The sequence below is a fragment of the Rapidithrix thailandica genome, assembly GCF_039710355.1.
Taxonomy (GTDB): Bacteria; Bacteroidota; Bacteroidia; order Cytophagales; family Flammeovirgaceae; genus Rapidithrix; species Rapidithrix thailandica.
Map to the genome: position 1 here is coordinate 549169 of NZ_JBDKWZ010000001.1, position 20251 is coordinate 569419.

A 20251-nucleotide genomic window follows, 5' to 3' on the forward strand; every position below is an offset into this window, starting at 1 on the left:
GGGTGTGGGCCGTTACTTTTTTTGCCTTTTGAGCTTTTCCCGGTGTATTTCAAAATCGAACAATACACTGAAAATATGGGCATCTAGGCCATCACTTCTGGAGTAATAGGCGTACCGAAGGGTGGTTTCTTTGAAGTATTTTTCCTTCTTTCCCAGTTTTTTAAAGGGGGCAAAACGAACTCCCGCACCCAGTTTATAACTATAAAATCCGGAGAGGTCATAATCGGAAGTATAGAACAGGCTTTTTTCCAGATGTTCTTTATAAGGCCGGAAATAGTCGGCTTGTGTTTGATGGTAATACCTAAGGATCGGGTATACGGAAAATAAATGGTTGATTTTAAATGGAACTTCCAGGTTGATGGTGTGCGCCCGTATCCCAAAATTATCCCAGTAGTACCGGTAATAAGTCCGCAAAATCCACTGGCTCCCCAAAAAGTAATTAAATTGAATTCCCAAAGGAATTTTGACCCGTTCTTGAGGGAGGTTTTCCACTTTTGCTTGTTCTGATTCTACAAAATAAACCCTGTGAAAGGGAGTTGCTAATAATCCCTTTTGGTAAACCAGGTTGGGGAATATGCCCAGCGTCATTTTCGTGTTGATGACTTGGTATAGGCTCATAGACCAGCGAAGAGAGTTGCGTTTGTACTCATCAAACCACTCTTTGTTTCGAAGTTCTTCCGGGTAAATTAGCTTTTTTGCCTGTAAGAAGTGATTAGGATTTAACCTGCCCCAACGCAGATCGTCAAAATATCCTTGTAAACCTAAGGACCATTTCCGGGTTTGTGCCGGGTTTTGATGGCTAAGCCAAATATCTGCTCCCCGTGAGAAGTAATCCGATTCAATCGAAAAAGATAGAGTGCTTCCCCATTCCCAACCGCTTTGTTTCATTTTCCTTCCGTAACCTACGGAAAAATGAGTCCGTGCATCTTTACTGGATGCCGAAGACACATCAAAGTCGATTTTATCGGTGGATGCCGAGCTGATGACATCAACTCCCAGGTTAACGTGAATGGTATGCGTACTGTCGATTGTATGGGCGATGATCATCTCCGGCATGTTGGCTGTCAACTCCTCGGTGCCTTTTCCTCCGGTCACGGCAGAATGTTTTCCGCCTTGGGCGTAATGAGAATATAAAAGTTGTACGGATGTGGTTGAAACTTTCTTTTTCTGGTAATGGGAAGAACTGCTTTGTGGCGCTTGGCTAAAGGCGAAGTGAAGGATAAAAAAGCTAGTGAACAGGGTGAATATAATTTTCATAAGTCGGAAGAATGTTGTTTGTCAATTTTTAGGAATGATGTGCGACTACTGTGTAAGTGTATTGGTGTAGATGCGTCTCTGTCATTTCTTGTTAATTAATTACAACCACAGCCACCACCCGATTTTTTTCCCATTCCACCGGAGGCTCCTTCCCTGTAGGATTGAAAATTATCTTCAAATGATTCCAAAGGTTTAGTACCTAATTGCATTTCATGATCATTCAGGTAGGCTCTTTGGTAAGGCTTGACGGGCTTGCAACTGAATAAAAATAATAGGATGGCGAGAAGGGGAATAAGCTTTTTCATAGGTAAAAAAATAGAATATGACCGGGAAATTACTGTCTTTCCGTTAAGGCCCCGTCTGTTTGTTGATATTTAATATGTTGAGAGTAGTGAATGTTCTTTTGACTATCCACAATGATACATTCCGTATCAGGCAATTGGTTGATTAAGTCCAAGCCAACTTCTACTCCTAGTACGAATACCGCAGAGGCCAAGGCATCAGCCAATTCCGCACTTTTTTGGACTACTGTTACACTGACCACCCCCTGGGCCGGTTGGCCTGAGCGAGGGTCAATAATATGCGCATATCGCTCTTGCCCTACCTGAATGAATTTTTCGTAATTGCCGGAGGTGACAATGGCTTGGTCTTGTACTTCCAGCCACATGAGGATATCTTTTTTGTTAAAAGGATCTGCAATGCCTATTTTCCAAGGGCTGCCGTCTGCTTTTTTGCCCCAGGCTACCAAGTCTCCCCCTGCATTGATCAAGCCGCTTTTTACCCCTTGGTTTTGTAATAGTTTTTTTACCTTGTCAGCAGCATAGCCTTTGCCAATGGCTCCAAAGCCTATTTTCATGCCTTTAGTGGGTAAATAAATCTGATCAGGGGGGGTGAGTTGTATTTGTCGGTAGCCTATGAGTGGAAGTGTCTTATTTATCACTTTGGGATCGGGTAAGCGATTTTGAGTGCCGTCAAAATGGTAATACGGGTCCAAAGCGGCAAAAGTAATATCAAAAGCCCCTTGGGTTAATTGAGAGATTTCCGCACTCCGTTTGATCAGTTGAAATAGCTCATCATCCACTTTTACGGCTTTTACTCCTGATGCGTGATTAATACTTGCCGTCTGAGAATCGTCTTTCCAAGAAGAGATAAGGGCTTCAATCCGTTTGACCTCCGCTTCGCCTTGCTTTAATAAATGCTGAGCTTTGGCCGCATGGTGTGACGGTGCTACTACAGCAAATTCAAAAGCACTGCCCATCAATTGCGTTGAATACCGGTATTCTTTCCTGGGCAAAGGGGCTTTACCCAACAGTGCTTGCAGTTGTTCGATAAATTCCCTAGGAGTTTGATTTTGAAAGGAGAGGGTTTGGATCACCGTACGGTTGGAGTTCAGTAACAATATATGAGGGAAATACCCTTGAGGGTTGTATGTTTCGGCTAATTGGTCGTTTTGTTCCCGGATATGCTTGGAAAGCTTTTTACGTTGGGGAAAGTCGGCTTTTAAAATCGTCAGAGTCGATTGAGAAAAGTGTTGAAATGCCTCGTTTTGCAGTATTGTTTTATCGAAACGAATACAGGGGGCGCACCAGTCCGAACCCGAAAATACCAATAAAACCGCTTGATTTTTTTCACTGGCTTGTAAAAAAGCAGTGTCTGCCGAATGGAAAACTTGGCCTAGGAGAGCTTGGGTTGAAAGAATAAAAAAGGTCAGCCACCAGGATATTTTTAACATCATGATTGAATCGTTCTACTTAGTAAGGCAAAGGTAGAGGAATATCTCTTTTTTAGAAGCCTCTAAAACGGATATTTCAGTTGGTTAAACTCTACTTTACACAGCTTTGTTTCTTTCTACTGCTTTTTTCTTTCAAGGGTTGCCGGTTGTTCTGTTAGGTTGAGCGAATGGCAATCACCGGGTCCATCCGCGAAGCCATCATTGCAGGGATAATACCCGAAAGGATACCTATCACAGAGGCTACTGTTAAGCCTAAAAAAATATTTTCAATGGATAGGGTAATGATAAATGTCTCGGTGGAAAACAGGCTTAACAGGGAAACCAGTAATAAGCCGAACATCCCTCCGAACACACTGAGAAAAATGGCTTCAAAGAGAAATTGAAGCAAGATAAAGTAATTTTTTGCCCCTAATGATTTCTGAATGCCGATCAAGTTGGTCCGCTCTTTTACGGATACAAACATGATATTGGCAATGCCGAACCCTCCTACCAATAGAGCAAAACTACCGATACACCAACTGGCAAACTTTAATACGCCAATAAGGGATTGCATAAAGTCGGCGAACGCTTCTGTCCGGTTGAGGGCGAAGTTATCTTCCTCTTTGGGTTTCAATCTGCGATGGGCCCGTAACAAGCCTCTGGCCTCGGCTTCCAATTCTCGGAGCGAGGGGTCCGTACTTTTACCTTTCAGGGAAATGATCGGACTAAGTCCCCGGTTTCTTGATGCGTACATTTTGGCCATACTGTAATAGGGAATCATACACATCTCATCAAAGTTGGGAGTGGGCAGTAGGTTTTCTCCCTGTTTTTCCAAAATTCCTACCACATTGAAGCGAATGCCTTTGATCTTGATTTGCTTGCCCATGGGTTCCGCTCTTCCGAACAATTCCTCTGCCACCGTGCTACCAATGACCACCACATTTTTTGCATGATCGGCCTCTTGTTTGCTGAAGAACCGCCCTCTTTCAATCTTCATTTCCGACACCTGGGTTTGTGTGTGGGTAGCCCCCATGATGGCCACCGATGTCATACTGTTGTTTTTATATTTTAATGTAGCTCCCCCTTTTACATCAAACAAAGATATGGCTTCTACCTGAGTCAAATTGGCTTCCAAAAACAAATAGTCTTCCAAATCGGGTTGAGGGCGTTTGATATATTTCCACCAAGGGTATTCTCCGCCTCCGAATTGCCAGGGCCATTTTTCTACATAAATAACCCGGTCTCCCAGAAAGGAGAAACTTTTTTTCAAACTGCTGTCCAAGGCGTCCACTACTGTCAATACCGCTACGATGGAAAAAATCCCAACGGTCACTCCCAGAAGAGAAAGGGTGGTCCTCAGCAGGTTTCCACGCAAGGCTTGCCCGGCAAAACGGAAGCTTTCTTTGAATAGTTTGAAGAAAAGTATCATAGTGTTTGGTAAATAGGGTCAAATAACTATCTTGCTTAGTACCAGTAAATCAAAGGAGTATTAAAATGTTTAACAACAAATTATTAACTTTGCGTGCCTATTTTTGGATAAGTGGTATTTTATTAATTTATCTGTAGTTTTTACAATGAAGAATATTAGTTAGGTTTAAAGGGTCAGAAATTCTCTCTAGAGAAGGATGAATAGCAAGCAGCCTATTCTAAGGCAGTACTAACCCTTACCTGGAGCCACGCTGAATCCGGCATTTAAAATTTTACTTCTTAAACCCATATAGTTGCAGCTAAATGAAGTTATCAGCATTTAAGTTTGATTTACCTGAAAATCTCATTGCCAAGTATCCTACTGAGAACCGGGATGAGTCCAGGTTGATGGTGGTGCATAAAGACACTGGAAAAATCGAACATAAAGTATTCAAAGATATAGTTAACTATTTCGATGATGGGGATGTATTTGTGGTGAACGATACAATGGTATTTCCGGCCCGGCTTTATGGCAATAAAGAAAAAACCGGGGCTAAGATTGAGGTGTTTTTGTTGCGAGAGCTGAACAAAGAGTCTCATTTATGGGATGTACTGGTGGATCCGGCCCGTAAAATCCGGGTAGGAAACAAATTGTATTTCGGTGAAGGGGAGCTAGTAGCGGAAGTGATTGACAATACCACTTCACGAGGAAGAACCGTCCGCTTTTTGTTCGAAGGTACTGATGAAGAGTTTTACAAAACGATTGAGGAGCTTGGAGAAACACCTTTGCCCAAAGACTTGAATCGTGGGGCGGAACCCGAAGATCGAGAGCGCTTCCAAACAATCTTTGCAAGGCATAAAGGAGCTGTAGCAGCACCTACGGCAGGCTTGCACTTTACGCCTCAAATTACCAAACGATTGGAAATCAAAGGTGTGCAAATGAGTCCGATCACTTTGCATGTTGGCTTGGGTACTTTTAGAGAAGTAGATGTGGAAGATTTGACCAAGCACAAGATGGATTCGGAAAACTTTAATGTTCCGGAAGAAACGGTGACTATTGTCAACGAAGCATTGGACCAAAAGAGCCGGGTGTGCGCAGTCGGGACCACGGCCATGCGGGCCTTGGAGGCTTCCGTTTCCGCCTCAGGCAGGTTAAAAGCAAACAAAGGGTGGACTGACAAGTTTATCTTTCCTCCATATGATTTTAAAATTTGCCGGGCTTTAATCACTAATTTTCACAAACCAATGTCTACCTTATTGATGATGGGTTGTGCTTTCGGAGGATATGATTTGGTGATGGAAGCTTATGAAACAGCCCGTAAAGAGGAGTACCGCTTCTTAGATTACGGGGACGCGATGTTGATTATTTAATGATTGCCCCCACTTTGTACATGCTTTCAAAATATGAGGCAGTGCAATGACGGTTAATCTTATATGAGAAAAGAAAACCCCTCCTGGAGAGCTTCTTCAGGAGGGGTTTTTACATCATTGCGGCTAACTTACAACTTGTTGACAACGGAGTAGTACCCTTCGTGAATCTTACTCATATCAGGTCCGTAAAAGATGTACCAATCCAATTCTTTGGAATTAAGCGATAATTCCAAAGGCGTATTGGTGAAGCCTGAGAAATTGGGTTTGCTTTTGAATAAATAGCCATACCCCGAGCTACTGATGTAGAAAGCATTTTCATCAGGTAAGTCAATGGCATTTGCCGTGTAAAAGTGGTCTTTCTCTCCTTGGACTTTTACGGAAAAGTTTTTTGCCCATTCCGGGTTGGAAGAAAGCCGGATGCCATTTTTAACTTTGGTGATTTTTAGCTCCGCTACATTTTGTGTACCGGTACTCACCCCGTCCAGGCCTACTTTTAACGTAAGTTGGCTGGAACTCATGCTTTCAAACTCCATTGACTCCAGGGAAGAAACGTCAATGGTGATTCCTGTAACTTCTAAAAGCTTTTTGTCATCCGCAGCGATACTCAATGTGCCTTCTTGAAGAGTAACCTTGAAGTTATCATTGACCCAAGTATCCTGGGCCTGTGTATCAAGGTAAAGAAACGCGGTCATGGCTACAATCAGAATTTTTTGTAGCAAAGACGGCAAGCCGCCCTTAGTTTTAAAGGTTACGAATTTCATTGGTTGTTGGTGGTTTAATTGTTTATAAGCTTGTAGTAAATATAAATAATTTAATAATAAACCGTGCCAAAATGGGATGATGAAAGAAAAACTTTCGGGTATATTATTAAATACTTGTTAATAATTATAAGAAAATTACTATTCTTGAACTTGCCGGAAAACGCAGTATGCTGGATAAGTAACTTTCTGTGTATTACGAACTTGTCAATAAAAGGTTAAAGCTCTTATTGTAAAGAGAATTTACTAAATTCAGGTTGGAAATCAAATAAAAAACGGCTGCTTTTAAGGGAACCGAAGCAGAGGTAAGAAAAATTGTGAATTTGTACCTTTAAATGAAGATCCGGAGAGTGTGCTCTAAATGTTAATAAATATTACAAATAGGCAAATTATAATGTAAAATTTTTCTGCCTGGGATTTATTATCCAATTTTGGGGCTGTAAATGTAAATGATAATTTTTTGCTTTCAAAGTAGATTAACCCTGCTTTTAGTATTATGGCCGAGCTATTAAAGATCAACCCAGATAACCCGCAAATCGCTAAAATCCGGAAGGTGGCAGAAGTGTTGCAGAGTGGGGGACTGGTGATTTATCCGACAGATACTGTATATGGCCTGGGGTGTAACCTCTTCCATCAAAAAGCGATTCAGCGCCTTTGCCACTTACGCGGCCTGAAGCCCAATAAGCTGAACCTTTCGTTTATTTGTCATGACCTGAGCAATATCAGTACTTATGCGAAAGTCAGTGACCCGGCTTTTAAACTGATGAAAAAAGCCCTTCCCGGGCCTTTTACATTTATATTGCCATCCAGTAATAAGGTACCTAAAATATTGGAGGCTAAGAAAAAGCAAGTGGGAATCAGGGTGCCTGAAAACCTTATCCCCCGGGAAATAGTTAAGGAATTGGGGAATCCGGTGATCTCTGCTTCAATCAAAGATGAAGATGAAATTTTGGAGTATTCCACAGACCCCGAACTGATTTTTGAAAAATACCAAAAACATGTAGATATCGTGATAGATGGTGGGTTTGGGGGAAATATCGGTTCCACGATTATTGATTGTTTCACAGACGAATTTGAAATCACCCGCGAAGGAAAAGGAGATATTAATCAATTCTTATAATGACTATGAAAGGAATTATTTTAGCCGGAGGCTCTGGTACTCGTCTTCATCCGCTTACCTTGGCGATGAGCAAACAGTTGTTGCCTGTTTATGACAAACCCATGATCTATTACCCTTTGTCCGTATTAATGCTGGCGGGGATTAAAGATATTCTGATCATTACCACCCCTCAAGACGAGCATTTGTTTAGCCGCTTGTTAGGAGACGGCTCTCATTTGGGTTGTAACTTTACGTATACGGTTCAGGCTGCGCCTAACGGTTTGGCACAAGCCTTTGTGCTGGGGAAAGAGTTTGTGGGCAATGACAGCGTGGCTTTGGTATTAGGTGATAATATTTTTTATGGAAACGGGTTAAGTGAATTATTGCAAAAAAGCACCAACCCTGAGGGTGGTACCGTGTTTGCCTATCACGTTTCCGATCCGGAGCGCTACGGAGTCGTTGAATTTGATGAGAATCACCGGGCATTGTCCATCGAAGAAAAACCGGCACATCCCAAATCAAATTTTGCAGTAACAGGCCTGTATTTTTATGACAATAATGTCGTGAACATTGCCAGTGAGATACAACCTTCGGCACGGGGAGAATATGAAATTACCGATGTGAATAAAGTGTACCTTGAACAAGGAAAATTAAAGGTGAATATTTTTAACCGTGGCATGGCTTGGTTGGATACGGGGACATTTCCCAGTTTGATGCAAGCAGGTCAGTTTGTACAGGTGATCGAAGAGCGGCAAGGTTTGCGTATCGGCTGTATTGAAGAAGTCGCTTTCAAAATGGGCTTTATTGATGCAGAACAATTGACACGCTTGGCCGATCCTTTGTTAAAAAGCGGTTATGGTAAGTATCTAATGGATTTAATCAAAAGATAAATGAAGTTCATTGAAACAGAATTACAAGGACTGTATATTATAGAACCCCGTGTTTTCGAAGATAACCGGGGTCTGTTTTTTGAAAGTTTTAATGAGCGGGTATTCCAGGAATATACCGGAATTGAATGTGATTTTGTACAGGATAATCATTCTTATTCCACTTACGGAGTGCTTCGCGGTTTGCATTTTCAAAAAGGGGAACATATGCAGGCAAAGCTTGTGCGAACCATTTCCGGAAAAGTGCTGGATATTGTGGTGGATATACGGAAGGAATCTCCAACTTATGGCAAAAGCTTTTCCGTAGAATTGTCTGCTGAAAACCGCAAGCAACTTTTTGTTCCCAAGGGCTTTGCACACGGTTTTGTCGTGCTGAGTGACTCCGCGGAATTTGTGTATAAATGTGATACTTTTTATCACCCGGCATCCGAGTCCGGCATTATTTATAACGATGAGCAATTGGCACTGGACTGGAAAGTTCCGGAAAAAGATCTGATTGTTTCCGATAAGGATTTAGAACTTCCGAAATTTGAAGAAATCAGCCTTGAAACCTGTTAAAAACATATTAGTTACCGGAGCTCACGGGCAGCTAGGAGAGGAAATCAAGCGCCATTGTCAAAAAGAAGGAAGAGTGTTGGTCTTTACCGACCATACTGATCTGGATATTACCGACGTGCGGGCGATCAACAGCTTTTTTGAAAAATATACATTTGACTGTTGCATCAATGCTGCTGCTTATACCGCAGTGGACAAGGCGGAAGAAGATGTTGAAAAGGCCTTTCTGGTGAATGCAAAAGCCCCAGAAGCATTGGCGGGAATATGTAAAGAGTACGATTGTCAGTTGATACATATTTCTACTGATTTTGTCTTTGATGGGAAAACCTCAGTACCCTATCAGGAGGAGGATGCTACCGCCCCTTTGAGTGTATATGGAAAAAGTAAACGGGAAGGGGAACAAGCCGTAATGGCAACCCATCCGGGTGCCTGGATTTTTAGAACTTCCTGGCTCTATTCTACTCAGGGAAGTAATTTTGTAAAAACCATGCTTCGCTTGGGAAAAGAAAAAGAACAGTTAGGGGTGATTGCCGACCAAATCGGAACGCCTACCTACGCCAAAGATTTAGCTTTGTTGCTGGATAGGGCACTGGATATTTCAAAGGAGGAGGGAGTGCCAGGGGGAGTTTATCATTTTAGCAATGAGGGAGTGGCCAGTTGGTACGACTTTGCTCATGCGATTTTTGAATATAGCGGTACGAAAGTACAGTTATTGCCTATCAATACACTACAGTACCCTACTCCTGCCACTCGGCCTAACTATTCGGTAATGGACAAAACGAAAGTAAAAGAAACTTTCCGGATATCCATTCGTCATTGGCGGGAAGCCTTAAATGAATGTATTAATCAACTATTAAAATCGTGACGGATTTGAAAAGTATTTTAATTACCGGAGGAGCCGGGTTTATCGGATCGAACTTAGTTCCGTATTTTTTTAAAAAACATCCGGAGTATTTTCTGATCAACTTGGATAAGTTGACATATGCAGGCGATTTACAAAACCTGTCGGAAGTGGAAGGCTCCGATCGGTATAAATTTATACAGGGAGATATCTGTAACCGGGAACTGGTGGAATACCTCTTCCGGGAATACAATATACAAGGAGTATTGCATTTGGCTGCCGAATCACATGTAGATAATTCGATTACCGGCCCTGCAGAGTTTATACAAACCAATATTAACGGTACTTTTACCTTGTTGGATGCCGCCCGGAATTATTGGATGGAAGGGCCTTTTGAATACAAACCTGCTTATAAAGACTGCCGCTTTTTGCACGTATCTACCGATGAAGTGTATGGTACATTAGGAGAAACCGGATTGTTTGAAGAAACGACTCCCTATGCCCCGAATAGTCCTTACAGTGCTTCCAAAGCTTCGAGCGATATGATTGTCCGCAGTTACTTTCATACCTATGGAATGAATGTGGTGACTACCAACTGCTCTAATAACTACGGCCCGAAACAACACGATGAAAAGTTAATCCCAACCATTATCCGGAAATGCCTGAATGGAGAATCCATACCGATTTACGGAGATGGTAAGAATATAAGAGATTGGTTGTATGTGCTTGATCATTGTCAGGGGATTGACTTGGCCTACTGTAATGGACAGGCTGGGGAAACGTACAATATCGGAGGTAGAAATGAGCGCAAGAATATTGAAGTGGCCCAGGTGATTTGTCAAATTCTGGACGAATTAAACCCCCGATCCTCCCAAGAGTCTTACGAAGAATTGATTACTTTCGTGAAAGACCGGGCAGGCCATGACAGACGCTATGCAATCGATGCAAGTAAAATAGAAGGCGAATTGGCTTGGAAAGCGCAAGAAAACTTTGAAACAGGAATCCGGAAAACGGTTGAGTGGTATTTGACTAAGTATTTATAACGAAGATGGGCTGGGTTGATTTATTAATAAACCTTAAAGGAGTTTACGCTGTGTCGAATTAATTAACATATTTGCGTAAGTCCCTTTTAGTTAAACATTTATTAAACTAAAATATTAATAAAGATGAAAATTGCTGTAGTAGGCACTGGTTACGTTGGATTGGTTTCAGGAACTTGTTTTGCTGAAACAGGTAACCATGTAATATGTGTTGATAACAACGTGCAAAAAGTTGAGAGACTCAGAAATGGTGAATTACCTATCTACGAACCAGGTCTGGAAGTTATTTTCAAACGCAACACCGAAGATGGACGGCTCGAGTTTACCACGGATTTACTGGATGCGGTAAATAGAGCACAAATTATCTTTTTAGCTTTGCCAACTCCTCCGGGAGAAGACGGGTCTGCTGACTTGTCCTATGTACTTGGAGTAGCAGAAGAACTGGGCAAAATCATCACGGATTATAAAGTAATTGTTGATAAAAGTACTGTGCCAGTAGGAACTTCAGAGAAAGTAACTGCGGCTGTTGAAAAACATGCCAAAGTGGATTTTGATGTGGTATCTAATCCTGAATTTTTAAGAGAGGGAGTGGCTGTGGAAGACTTTTTGAAGCCGGACAGGGTCGTGATCGGAACTTCTTCCGAGCGCGCGAAGTCCTTGATGCATGAATTGTACGAGCCTTTTGTCCGTCAAGGAAATCCCATTTACTTTATGGACGAACGGTCTGCCGAAATGACAAAGTACGCAGCCAATTCTTATTTGGCAACCCGTATTACCTTTATGAACGAAATTGCCAATTTGTGTGAAAAAGTTGGTGCGGATGTGGACATGGTACGAATTGGTATGGGAAGCGACAGACGTATCGGGAAACGCTTTTTGTTTCCGGGAGTAGGATATGGTGGAAGCTGTTTCCCAAAAGATGTACAAGCTTTAGGAAAAACGGCAGGTGAGAATGATTATAACTTTCAGATTCTGAAGTCGGTCATGGAAGTGAACAATGCTCAAAAATATGTGCTGGCTCATAAAATCAAAAGCCATTTCAATAACGATTTGAAAGGCAAGCGTATCGCAATTTGGGGTTTGGCCTTTAAGCCCAATACGGATGATATCCGGGAAGCTCCCGCCATTTTCATTATCAATGAATTACTGGAAGCGGGCGCCAAAGTGGTTGCGTTTGACCCTGAAGCCATGGAGAATATGAAGGCCATCTTTGGCGATAAAGTTGAGTTTATCAAACATCGTTACGATGCATTGAAAGATGCTGATGCTTTGGCTATCGTTACGGAGTGGAGCGTGTTCAGAACCCCGGATTTTGATTTCATGGCCGAGCTGATGAAGGAAAAAGTCATCTTTGATGGTAGAAACCTTTATAAACTGGAGCAAATGAAGCAGTTCGGGTTTTACTATAACAGTATCGGAAGAAACACTGTTGAACAGAAACAACTAACCCCAGCAGAATAATGAAGAGAGTATTAATTACCGGTGTAGCGGGTTTTCTCGGCTCTCATTTGGCAGACCGCTTTATCAAAGAAGGGTTTCATGTGATTGGAATGGATAATTTGATCACTGGCGACCTTGCCAATATCGAACACCTTTTTCCTCTGAAGGAGTTTGAATATTACCACCATGATGTGAGTAAGTTCATTCACGTTCCGGGAGAGTTGGATTATATCGTGCATTTTGCCTCGCCCGCCAGTCCAATCGATTATTTAAAGATGCCTATTCAAACGTTGAAAGTAGGCTCTTTAGGAACTCATAATTGCTTGGGGCTTGCGAAAGCCAAAAATGCGCGAATCATCGTGGCTTCTACGTCTGAAATTTACGGAGATCCTACTGTTCATCCGCAAAATGAAGAGTACTGGGGGAATGTCAATTCCGTAGGTCCGAGGGGGGTATATGACGAGGCCAAGCGCTTTCAGGAAGCCATTACCATGGCTTATCATACCTATCATGGGCTGGAAACCCGTATGGTTAGGATTTTTAATACTTATGGACCCAGGATGCGGCTGAATGACGGACGTGCATTGCCGGCATTTATGGGCCAAGCTTTACGGGGTGAGGACATCACGGTGTTTGGCAATGGAGATCAAACCCGCTCTTTCTGTTTTGTGGATGACTTGGTAGAAGGTATTTACCGTTTGTTGATGAGCGATTATCATTTACCGGTGAATATTGGAAACCCTAGTGAAATTACAATTAAAGAATTTGCGGAAGAAGTGATCCGGCTTACAGGAACTTCTAGCAAAATAGTGTATAAAGAACTGCCTAAAGACGATCCGAAAGTTCGTTGTCCGGATATTACCAAAGCAAAGGAAATTTTGGGTTGGGAACCTAAAATAGACCGTGCGGAAGGTTTAAAGAGAACGTTGGATTACTTTAAAAATAAAGTGTAAGTTCTATCAAGTAAATAACAGGCATGAAGTGATTAGGCTTCATGCCTGTTATTGTATGGTTTTATCTAAAGAATTGTTGAGAGAGTAGAGAGCAGATTTTTTGTTCCTGAATTGAATAATCTTACAACTTACAGTACAAGTTCTTTATCTATTTGTAAACTCTATGACCAGTGAGGAAAAAAAAGCCTTCTTGCTCCTGAAATCGGTGATTTTTCACTACCATGGCTTGGACGAAGATGAGCAACAGATGTTAAATGAAACAGCCAGTCAGCTGAATGCTTTGGAAGAATTGGAATGGGCCAACCAGTTTATCAACGAAGATTATTTTAATGCCTTTGAAAGAGCTCGTGCCTATTTGAATTCCAGTATGGAGCATATTGATAAAAAAAAGCGGCTAGAGTTCTTGAGTAAGGTATGGTATGCCAATAACCGCAAAGGCTATATTAGCGAAATGGAAGCCACTGCTATGTTGAAATTAGCCAAAGACTGGGATATCGAAAGTGATTTAATCGAGTATATTAAAAAATGACCAGATGTTTCTCTCTGATTTAATACAATTTCCCTTCCAAAAATTACCCCTTGCAGTAATACTCCGAATTGATTTTTTAACAAAGAACTAAAGGTGATTTTCCCGGCTTGAATTCACTTAAATCCTTACATATTTATTTTTTGCTTGAATAGCTTGTATTTTTGAGGAAAAAGAAATTTGCCAGTTTTCATGATAACGTTTGAAAGAAGGTATGCAGCCTATTAATAAAACTCGGCTCAAATATATCATTGTGTTGATGAGTATCGCGTTGCTTGGCTTAGTTGGCTTGCAATTTTATTGGGTAAATATGGCTATGTCTGTACAAAAAGAACGCTTTCGCCAGGAAGTACATAGCCTTTTGAATACCGTTGTGAACAAACTAGAGCAACATGAGGCCTTGTACATCATCAAAAAGCAAGTGGAAAACAGTGTGAAAGTGACAGACGATTTCTTCTTTGTCGATTATGATTCTTCCGGGGTAGCCCGTTGGAATGAACAACAGACGATTAAAATAAAACAGTGGGTAGGTTCGGATAAATTACGGGAGGAAGGCTATGCGTATGAAGTGGAAGAAAAAGCGGTGATCAGTAAGTCGGGGATTGCCCGGAAAAATAAAATTGCCGACTTTGGAAAACTGGAACAACAGATGTTCCAAAGTATTCCGGATATAGAACCTATTGGCGACTCCTTGATTTGGCAGCGTTTAAGTTCTTCCATTAGTTCCAAATTGGCTCAACGGTCCAATATGGTGAGTTTTATCATGGATGAGCTCTTGTTGATGGACAAAAAGGTTAAAATTGAAGACCGGGTGAGCGAGGGCTTGTTGGACTCCCTTTTGCATACGGAGATGCAAAACCGTGGACTGCATACGGACTATAACTTTGGGGTGTTGAATCCGAAAGTATCAAGTAAAAAAATGGTGATATGCAGCAATCCCGAAAGTGAAAGAAATATTCTAACTTCCGAATTTCAAACCAAGTTATTCCCTTCGGATTTGTTTGGCGGCCACAATATTTTATATGTTAACTTCCCGAATCAAGAAGCTTACCTGATCCGGCAGAATTGGTTGGTTCTGTCTTCTTCCATCTTCTTTTTAATCATCATCTCTGTTTGTTTTAGCATAGCCATTCAAACCATTCTCAAGCAAAAGAAGCTTTCGGAAATTACGAACGACTTTATCAGTAATATGACGCATGAGCTCAAAACACCTATTTCTACGGTGTCCTTAGCTTGTGAAGCTTTGATGGATCCGGACATCCGAAAAATTCCCAGTTTGGGGACTCGCTATTTGAGTGTTATTAAAGATGAAAATAACCGGTTGGCAGAACAAGTGGAGCGGGTCTTGCAAATAGCCCGTTTGGATAAAGGTGATTTTAAATTAAAAATCACAAAAATTGACCTGCATGAAGTCATATGCAAGGCAATTACCAACATTAAAATCCAAATTGAAAACAGAGAAGGCACGATAGGGACTTCATTGAAGGCCGAAAATACCATGATAGAAGCCGATGAGGTGCACCTGTCGAACATTATTTATAACTTGTTGGACAATGCAAATAAATATTCCCCCGAGCAACCAAATATCCAAATTGCGACTTCTTCTATGAACGGGGGGATTGTATTAGAAGTGACCGATCAAGGTCAGGGAATCTCAAATGAAAATATTAATAAAGTTTTTGATAAATTTTACCGGGTTCCTACCGGCAATGTGCATAATGTGAAGGGCTTCGGGCTCGGCTTGAGTTATGTGCGCAAAATGGTAGAGGCCCATCGCGGTACCATCTCCGTAAAAAGTGAATTAAACCAAGGAAGTACGTTTACCATCTATTTACCTTATCGCCATGAACAAAATTAAGATATTACTAGTGGAAGATGACCCTAACCTGGGGCAGGTACTAAAAGAGTATTTGGAAGTGAAAAATTATACAACCGACTTATGTAGAGATGGCAAAGAGGGGTTGGATGCCTTTCAAAAAGAGGCATACGATTTATGTATATTGGATGTGATGATGCCTAAAATGGATGGCCTTACTTTGGCTGAAGAAATCAGGAAAAAGAACAAAGTGGTACCGATTATCTTTCTTACGGCTAAATCTTTAAAAGAAGATACCATTCAAGGTTTTAAGGCAGGTGCTGACGATTATATTACTAAGCCATTCAGTATGGAAGAGCTTTTACTGCGAATGGAGGCGATTCTTCGCAGAACTTCTTCTAACTTACCACAGGAAGAACAAAACAAGTTTCAAATAGGACGCTTTACGTTTGATTCGGATTCACAAAAGTTGATTTTTGATGATGGCAAAGAACAAAAGCTCACTTCCAAAGAATCGGGTTTGTTGCGTTTGCTTTGTATAAATAAAAATCAAATGCTTGACCGCTCGGAAGCCTTGAAAAAGATTTGGTTGGACGATAATTATTTTAACTCCCGAAGTATGGATGTTTACATTACCAAGCTTCGTAAGTTTTTAAAAAGTGATGAGAATTTACAGATCATCAATGTGCATGGACAGGGCTTCAAATTAGTCGAACTGAAATCCGAATAAATTTTGCTCTCTCAAAAAAGCCCTTGATGAGTTAACACCAAGGGCTTTTTTGAGAGAGCAACAAACGATTATTCTTCATTTTGGACATTTCTTAATACGGCAAATGCTTCTCCCAAGTATTCCACTATATCGGAAGCAATCAAGGCCTCTTCCCCTTCGGTTTCTCTGGCAAGGTCTCCTGCCAAACCATGGAGGTAAACTCCCAGAATAGCTGCATGGTCAGGAGTATAATTTTGAGCCAATAAAGATAAAATAATACCTGTGAGTACATCCCCGCTACCTGCCGTAGCCATTCCGGGGTTGCCTGTAGAGTTGAAGTAGATAGAACCGTTAGGCAAAGCAATGGCTGTATGTGCTCCCTTCAGTACCACGATAACGTTGCATTCGATCACAAACTCTTGCAAGAGTTTTAACCGGTCGTAGTCATTGATTGTCTCTCCGGCAAGTCGCTCAAATTCTTTTGGATGTGGAGTTAAGATAGAATTTTCCGGCACTTGTTTCAAGAGGTATTTATGCTCGGCCAATATGTTTAAAGCATCGGCATCAAACACCAGCGGTTGTTTGGCTTCTTGGATCAGCTTTTCCAAAACATGAATAGTAGAAACATGTTGATTGAGGCCTGGACCGATGCCAATAGCATTTATTTTGGCCAGGGAAGGGACTTCCGTAATATAATGTTCATGGTGATCTATGGAACACATGGCTTCCGGAAGAGCGGTTTGCATGATGGAATAGCCACATAGAGGCAGGTGGCAGGTGAGAAGGCCTACTCCTGTTCGGAGAGTCGCCTTGGCTGATAGTAGCGCAGCTCCCATTTTCCCAAAGCTTCCCGCCAACAACAAGGCATGCCCATAGTGTCCTTTATGTGAGAATTTTTTCCGTTTTTTTAAGAGATGGCTTGCATCTTCTGATGTGATAAAGTGATAAGAGGTTTCGCATTGCTCAATGAATTCCGGATCCAGGCCGATTTCTACAAGTTCCCAAGTGCCGGTAAACCGCTGGTTTTGGGGGAGCAAGAAGGAAAGTTTGGGCAGTTGGAAAGATACGGTATAATCCGCTTCTATAATATGTGTATCACTGTTATTACTACTGCAGTATAACCCGGAAGGGGTATCAATCGAAATCACGGTGGCTTGACTATGATTGATTTGTCTGACAAGTTGGGCTGTAAAGCCATCAATGGGCCGGGACAAGCCACTTCCAAAGATCGCATCAATAATAACGACCCCTTCTTCTATCAATGGAATATCCTCTTCCGAGTGTATATTTTGTATAGTAATGAGTTTGTTAAGTCTTTGCTCGTTGACTTGAAAATCCTCACTGGTTTTTTCTGAAAAACGAACCACCATTACCTCCACATTGAATTGCGCTTGGCATAACATACGTGCCACAGCAAGTCCATCGCCTCCATTATTACCAACCCCACAAAAAATAAGGACAGGGGTATTGTTGGGGAATTTTTGTATAAACCAATCGGCAAACTGGCCGGATGCCCGCTCCATTAAATCAATTGATGCGATCGGCTCATGCCGGATCGTAAAGGCATCCAGTTCTTTTATCTGTTGGGCATTTAATATTTTCATATACCTTTAAAATAGGGTGCTAAGTAATACAATATATCGAATTTCCATTGAAAGAATTAAGCCGGTTAGCAAAAGTTTTCAGATAGAATACTTTCCGGAGAATTTAATACATAGAGCATATTCAGGTTATGAATCCTTCCGGTAGAAAAACATCAAAAGAAACGAAAGGGTAAAACTATAAATAATTTTTTTTTCAATAGGTGGGTTACTTTTTCAAGATGTTGTAATTAATCAACAAACCAGCTATGAACAATCCTTATATTTTTTGTTTAGCAGTTCCTTTTTATGGTTTTAATGCTAATTGACAAAAGCTCGTGTATACTTCAATTTCATGCTTTAAAGCATGATCATTCAAACAGCTAAAAAAAAGTCCGGTCGATTTCGACCGGACTTTTTTTTAGCCTTTTTATTTCAATTTTTTTTAATGATTCTCTTTCGTTTCTTCATTAATTTCAGCAATCCTTTGTAGCACCCCTTGATAAATCAAACTGCGTTTGCCGTAAGAGGCGGCTATCAGAGGTAAAGCCTGGCGGTAAACATTGATTGCCTCAGTAAACTTGTTTTGTTTTTTGTACAAATCCCCCAATTTGATCACACTTTGGGTTTTTTCTTTGCTTTGGCTTCCGTAATACGCGCTAAAAATTTTACTTTCCTCTTTTAAAAGCGATTCCGCTTTTTCATACTTTTCCTGTTCCTGATATAAGTAGGCCATGCTTCCCAGAGCAGAGGCATAAGAAGCATGTCGTTTGCCCGGTTTTTTCTCTCTTATTCTAAGCAATTGGTTCAATAATGTGTCTGCTTCCACATATTTTTTCTGAGAGATATAGAAGTGTGCCAAGCTATCCAGTGCTTTAGTATAGGAAAAATTACTTTCTCCTAAATTTTCTTTTCGGGCTGCAAGCGTTTCCAGATAAATCTCTTCTGCTTCCTGATCTTTGGCCTGGCTGGCGAGAAGTCTTCCCAACTCATCTTTAGTCTCAAAAAAATCTACACTCTTTTCCCCACTGCTTTTTTGATAAATAGCAAGTGCATTTTGGATATATTGTTGAGCTGACTCGTAGTTGTTGTTTTGCTTTTGAACCTGGGCAATGGCCAGTTTTGTTTGAGCGATCTTTTTATCTTCCGCACCGTATTTTTTGATGAAGATTTCTTCTTGTGCCTCGTAAATCTTGATGATTGCAGCAAGTGCCTGAAATTCCTCTAACTTCTCAATAGTGCTTTTTGCTTCCCTTTCAAAGCGGGAGGTATCATCCTGGAAGGCTTCTTTTACCAATTGCATATAAGAAAGGTACTCTTTTACACAGGCTTCCTTGTCCTCTAAGATATAATACGACTGGGCGATTTTTTGTTGAGCTTCTAAATTTTGAGTGGGAGGGGCACTACTATGTTGTAAATACGAAAGGTTCTTTTCGTACAATGCGATCGCTGTTTTATACTCTTTTAAGGCAAAGTGCAAATCCCCTTTTTCTTTTGCCATATCGGCCAAGGCCGCAGGATATTTTTTTAAGGTTTTTTCTGCAATCGGCAAGAGCTCTGTGTAATACTGTTTGGCCGCATCGTACTTTCTTCCTTTTAAGTATAAAGATGCAAGATGGTGAAGAGTATGTGTATAGTCTTCAGTGTCTTTTCCTTGAACTTTTTTGCGTACCTCTACGGCTTTTTCATAAAACTCCACGGCTTTTGAATACCGCTTTCCTTCCGTATAAGTTTGGGCCAGTGCTTCCAGGTTATCCGCATACTCTTTGGACGTGTTTTCTCTGTTTTTTTCCATGATGCGCACCAACTCCAAGTAGTAATTACTACTATTTGCAAATTGACGGTGATCAAAATACACTTGCGCCAAAAGCTTTAGGGTTGCTTTGTAGTTAAAAGAGTTTTGCCCGTATTCGCTTTGAGCCTGTTGACGTGCCTGGATTAAGATCGGAATCGCAGTGGTGAGCTTCTTTTCTTTATAATACTTTTTCCCACTTTCGTACAGGCTGCTCCAGTTCTGTGCCGATGCAAATAAAGGGAGTTGCATCAACAGTAACATGAAAAAGTATTTGGTTAAGGCTTTGTCCATAATGATAAAGACTGTTTTATATAATAAAAAATACTAGCAAGTTTTGGTCATTTCTAGCTAATAATACAACGGTAAGGATAATTGACTATTTCATCTGTGAAAGGATTCGGTAAGGGAGCGCAAAAAAGGAGAAATTAGAAAGGAAGGGCGTTCTTGCAAAGAAAGAAAAATAGGGTTTAAAGGCCGGTAGAGGCCTATTTTAAGGAACCGGTCTT

The 20251-nt window shown here is 41.2% G+C and carries 18 protein-coding genes; 11 read left to right on the forward strand and 7 right to left on the reverse strand.

What is annotated here, in order from left to right; genetic code table 11:
• Positions 1–12: 12 nt before the first annotated feature.
• From AAG747_RS01975 to AAG747_RS01990, 4 genes are all read right to left on the reverse strand, one after another.
• Complete coding sequence (locus AAG747_RS01975; RefSeq protein WP_346819440.1) at positions 13–1257, reverse strand: DUF3570 domain-containing protein; 1245 nt, start codon at positions 1255–1257, stop codon at positions 13–15.
• A gap of 95 nt (positions 1258–1352) precedes the next feature.
• On the reverse strand, positions 1353–1562 hold the full coding sequence (locus AAG747_RS01980; protein WP_346819441.1) for a DUF4266 domain-containing protein: 210 nt from the start codon (positions 1560–1562) through the stop codon (positions 1353–1355).
• Positions 1563–1591: 29 nt separating this feature from the next.
• Positions 1592–2992 (reverse strand): FAD:protein FMN transferase, encoded by a 1401-nt coding sequence (locus AAG747_RS01985; protein WP_346819442.1) that lies wholly within the window; start codon positions 2990–2992, stop codon positions 1592–1594.
• A gap of 151 nt (positions 2993–3143) precedes the next feature.
• A complete protein-coding gene (locus AAG747_RS01990) occupies positions 3144–4397 on the reverse strand; it encodes an ABC transporter permease (protein ID WP_346819443.1) in 1254 nt (417 codons plus the stop codon).
• A gap of 302 nt (positions 4398–4699) precedes the next feature.
• Between AAG747_RS01990 and queA the strand changes: the two genes are divergently transcribed.
• Complete coding sequence (queA, locus tag AAG747_RS01995) at positions 4700–5746, forward strand: tRNA preQ1(34) S-adenosylmethionine ribosyltransferase-isomerase QueA (protein ID WP_346819444.1); 1047 nt, start codon at positions 4700–4702, stop codon at positions 5744–5746.
• A 128-nt stretch (positions 5747–5874) separates the two neighbouring features.
• On the opposite strand, the gene AAG747_RS02000 is transcribed toward queA, so the two are convergent.
• Positions 5875–6507, reverse strand: a complete 633-nt coding sequence (locus tag AAG747_RS02000; protein WP_346819445.1) for a hypothetical protein — start codon at positions 6505–6507, stop codon at positions 5875–5877.
• Positions 6508–6997: 490 nt separating this feature from the next.
• Here AAG747_RS02000 and AAG747_RS02005 point away from each other — a divergent pair, with 490 nt between their 5' ends.
• The 10 genes from AAG747_RS02005 (at position 6998) to AAG747_RS02050 (ending at position 16391) form a co-directional block, all read left to right on the forward strand.
• Positions 6998–7624, forward strand: a complete 627-nt coding sequence (locus AAG747_RS02005) for an L-threonylcarbamoyladenylate synthase (protein WP_346819737.1) — start codon at positions 6998–7000, stop codon at positions 7622–7624.
• A 5-nt stretch (positions 7625–7629) separates the two neighbouring features.
• Positions 7630–8493: a glucose-1-phosphate thymidylyltransferase RfbA gene (rfbA, locus tag AAG747_RS02010; protein WP_346819738.1), complete on the forward strand. Its 864-nt coding sequence runs from the start codon at positions 7630–7632 to the stop codon at positions 8491–8493.
• Positions 8494–9048 carry a dTDP-4-dehydrorhamnose 3,5-epimerase gene (gene rfbC / locus AAG747_RS02015; RefSeq protein WP_346819446.1) on the forward strand — a complete coding sequence of 185 codons (555 nt, stop codon included), beginning with the start codon at positions 8494–8496 and terminating at the stop codon, positions 9046–9048.
• The gene (gene rfbD, locus AAG747_RS02020; protein WP_346819447.1) at positions 9020–9910 is read left to right on the forward strand and encodes a dTDP-4-dehydrorhamnose reductase; all 891 of its coding nucleotides are present in this window, start codon (positions 9020–9022) and stop codon (positions 9908–9910) included. Before rfbC ends, rfbD begins: the two co-directional genes overlap by 29 nt.
• On the forward strand, positions 9907–10929 hold the full coding sequence (gene rfbB / locus AAG747_RS02025; RefSeq protein ID WP_346819448.1) for a dTDP-glucose 4,6-dehydratase: 1023 nt from the start codon (positions 9907–9909) through the stop codon (positions 10927–10929). Before rfbD ends, rfbB begins: the two co-directional genes overlap by 4 nt.
• Positions 10930–11052: 123 nt before the next feature.
• Positions 11053–12387, forward strand: coding sequence for a UDP-glucose dehydrogenase family protein (locus tag AAG747_RS02030; protein ID WP_346819449.1), 1335 nt, complete (start codon positions 11053–11055; stop codon positions 12385–12387).
• Entirely contained in the window at positions 12387–13319 is a 933-nt protein-coding gene (locus tag AAG747_RS02035) for a UDP-glucuronic acid decarboxylase family protein (RefSeq protein WP_346819450.1), read from the forward strand. The genes AAG747_RS02030 and AAG747_RS02035 overlap by 1 nt, the downstream gene beginning before the upstream one ends.
• A gap of 163 nt (positions 13320–13482) precedes the next feature.
• A complete protein-coding gene (locus AAG747_RS02040; protein WP_346819451.1) occupies positions 13483–13848 on the forward strand; it encodes a hypothetical protein in 366 nt (121 codons plus the stop codon).
• 256 nt (positions 13849–14104) lie between these two features.
• Positions 14105–15703 carry a sensor histidine kinase gene (locus AAG747_RS02045; RefSeq protein WP_346819452.1) on the forward strand — a complete coding sequence of 533 codons (1599 nt, stop codon included), beginning with the start codon at positions 14105–14107 and terminating at the stop codon, positions 15701–15703.
• Positions 15690–16391 carry a response regulator transcription factor gene (locus AAG747_RS02050; RefSeq protein ID WP_346819453.1) on the forward strand — a complete coding sequence of 234 codons (702 nt, stop codon included), beginning with the start codon at positions 15690–15692 and terminating at the stop codon, positions 16389–16391. Before AAG747_RS02045 ends, AAG747_RS02050 begins: the two co-directional genes overlap by 14 nt.
• 68 nt (positions 16392–16459) lie before the next feature.
• Here AAG747_RS02050 and AAG747_RS02055 read toward each other — a convergent pair whose 3' ends face one another.
• Both AAG747_RS02055 and AAG747_RS02060 read right to left on the reverse strand, forming a co-directional pair.
• On the reverse strand, positions 16460–17974 hold the full coding sequence (locus AAG747_RS02055; RefSeq protein ID WP_346819454.1) for an NAD(P)H-hydrate dehydratase: 1515 nt from the start codon (positions 17972–17974) through the stop codon (positions 16460–16462).
• Positions 17975–18395: 421 nt separating this feature from the next.
• Entirely contained in the window at positions 18396–20036 is a 1641-nt protein-coding gene (locus AAG747_RS02060; RefSeq protein ID WP_346819455.1) for a tetratricopeptide repeat protein, read from the reverse strand.
• Positions 20037–20251: the final 215 nt, after the last annotated feature.

Coding starts and splice junctions, on each gene's coding strand:
- AAG747_RS01975 (WP_346819440.1), bottom strand. CDS start 1,257: ATGAAAATTATATTCACCCTGTTCACTAGCTTTTTTATCCTTCACTTC.
- AAG747_RS01980 (WP_346819441.1), bottom strand. CDS start 1,562: ATGAAAAAGCTTATTCCCCTTCTCGCCATCCTATTATTTTTATTCAGT.
- AAG747_RS01985 (WP_346819442.1), bottom strand. CDS start 2,992: ATGATGTTAAAAATATCCTGGTGGCTGACCTTTTTTATTCTTTCAACC.
- AAG747_RS01990 (WP_346819443.1), bottom strand. CDS start 4,397: ATGATACTTTTCTTCAAACTATTCAAAGAAAGCTTCCGTTTTGCCGGG.
- queA (WP_346819444.1), top strand. CDS start 4,700: ATGAAGTTATCAGCATTTAAGTTTGATTTACCTGAAAATCTCATTGCC.
- AAG747_RS02000 (WP_346819445.1), bottom strand. CDS start 6,507: ATGAAATTCGTAACCTTTAAAACTAAGGGCGGCTTGCCGTCTTTGCTA.
- rfbA (WP_346819738.1), top strand. CDS start 7,630: ATGAAAGGAATTATTTTAGCCGGAGGCTCTGGTACTCGTCTTCATCCG.
- rfbC (WP_346819446.1), top strand. CDS start 8,494: ATGAAGTTCATTGAAACAGAATTACAAGGACTGTATATTATAGAACCC.
- AAG747_RS02030 (WP_346819449.1), top strand. CDS start 11,053: ATGAAAATTGCTGTAGTAGGCACTGGTTACGTTGGATTGGTTTCAGGA.
- AAG747_RS02035 (WP_346819450.1), top strand. CDS start 12,387: ATGAAGAGAGTATTAATTACCGGTGTAGCGGGTTTTCTCGGCTCTCAT.
- AAG747_RS02040 (WP_346819451.1), top strand. CDS start 13,483: ATGACCAGTGAGGAAAAAAAAGCCTTCTTGCTCCTGAAATCGGTGATT.
- AAG747_RS02045 (WP_346819452.1), top strand. CDS start 14,105: ATGAGTATCGCGTTGCTTGGCTTAGTTGGCTTGCAATTTTATTGGGTA.
- AAG747_RS02050 (WP_346819453.1), top strand. CDS start 15,690: ATGAACAAAATTAAGATATTACTAGTGGAAGATGACCCTAACCTGGGG.
- AAG747_RS02055 (WP_346819454.1), bottom strand. CDS start 17,974: ATGAAAATATTAAATGCCCAACAGATAAAAGAACTGGATGCCTTTACG.
- AAG747_RS02060 (WP_346819455.1), bottom strand. CDS start 20,036: ATGGACAAAGCCTTAACCAAATACTTTTTCATGTTACTGTTGATGCAA.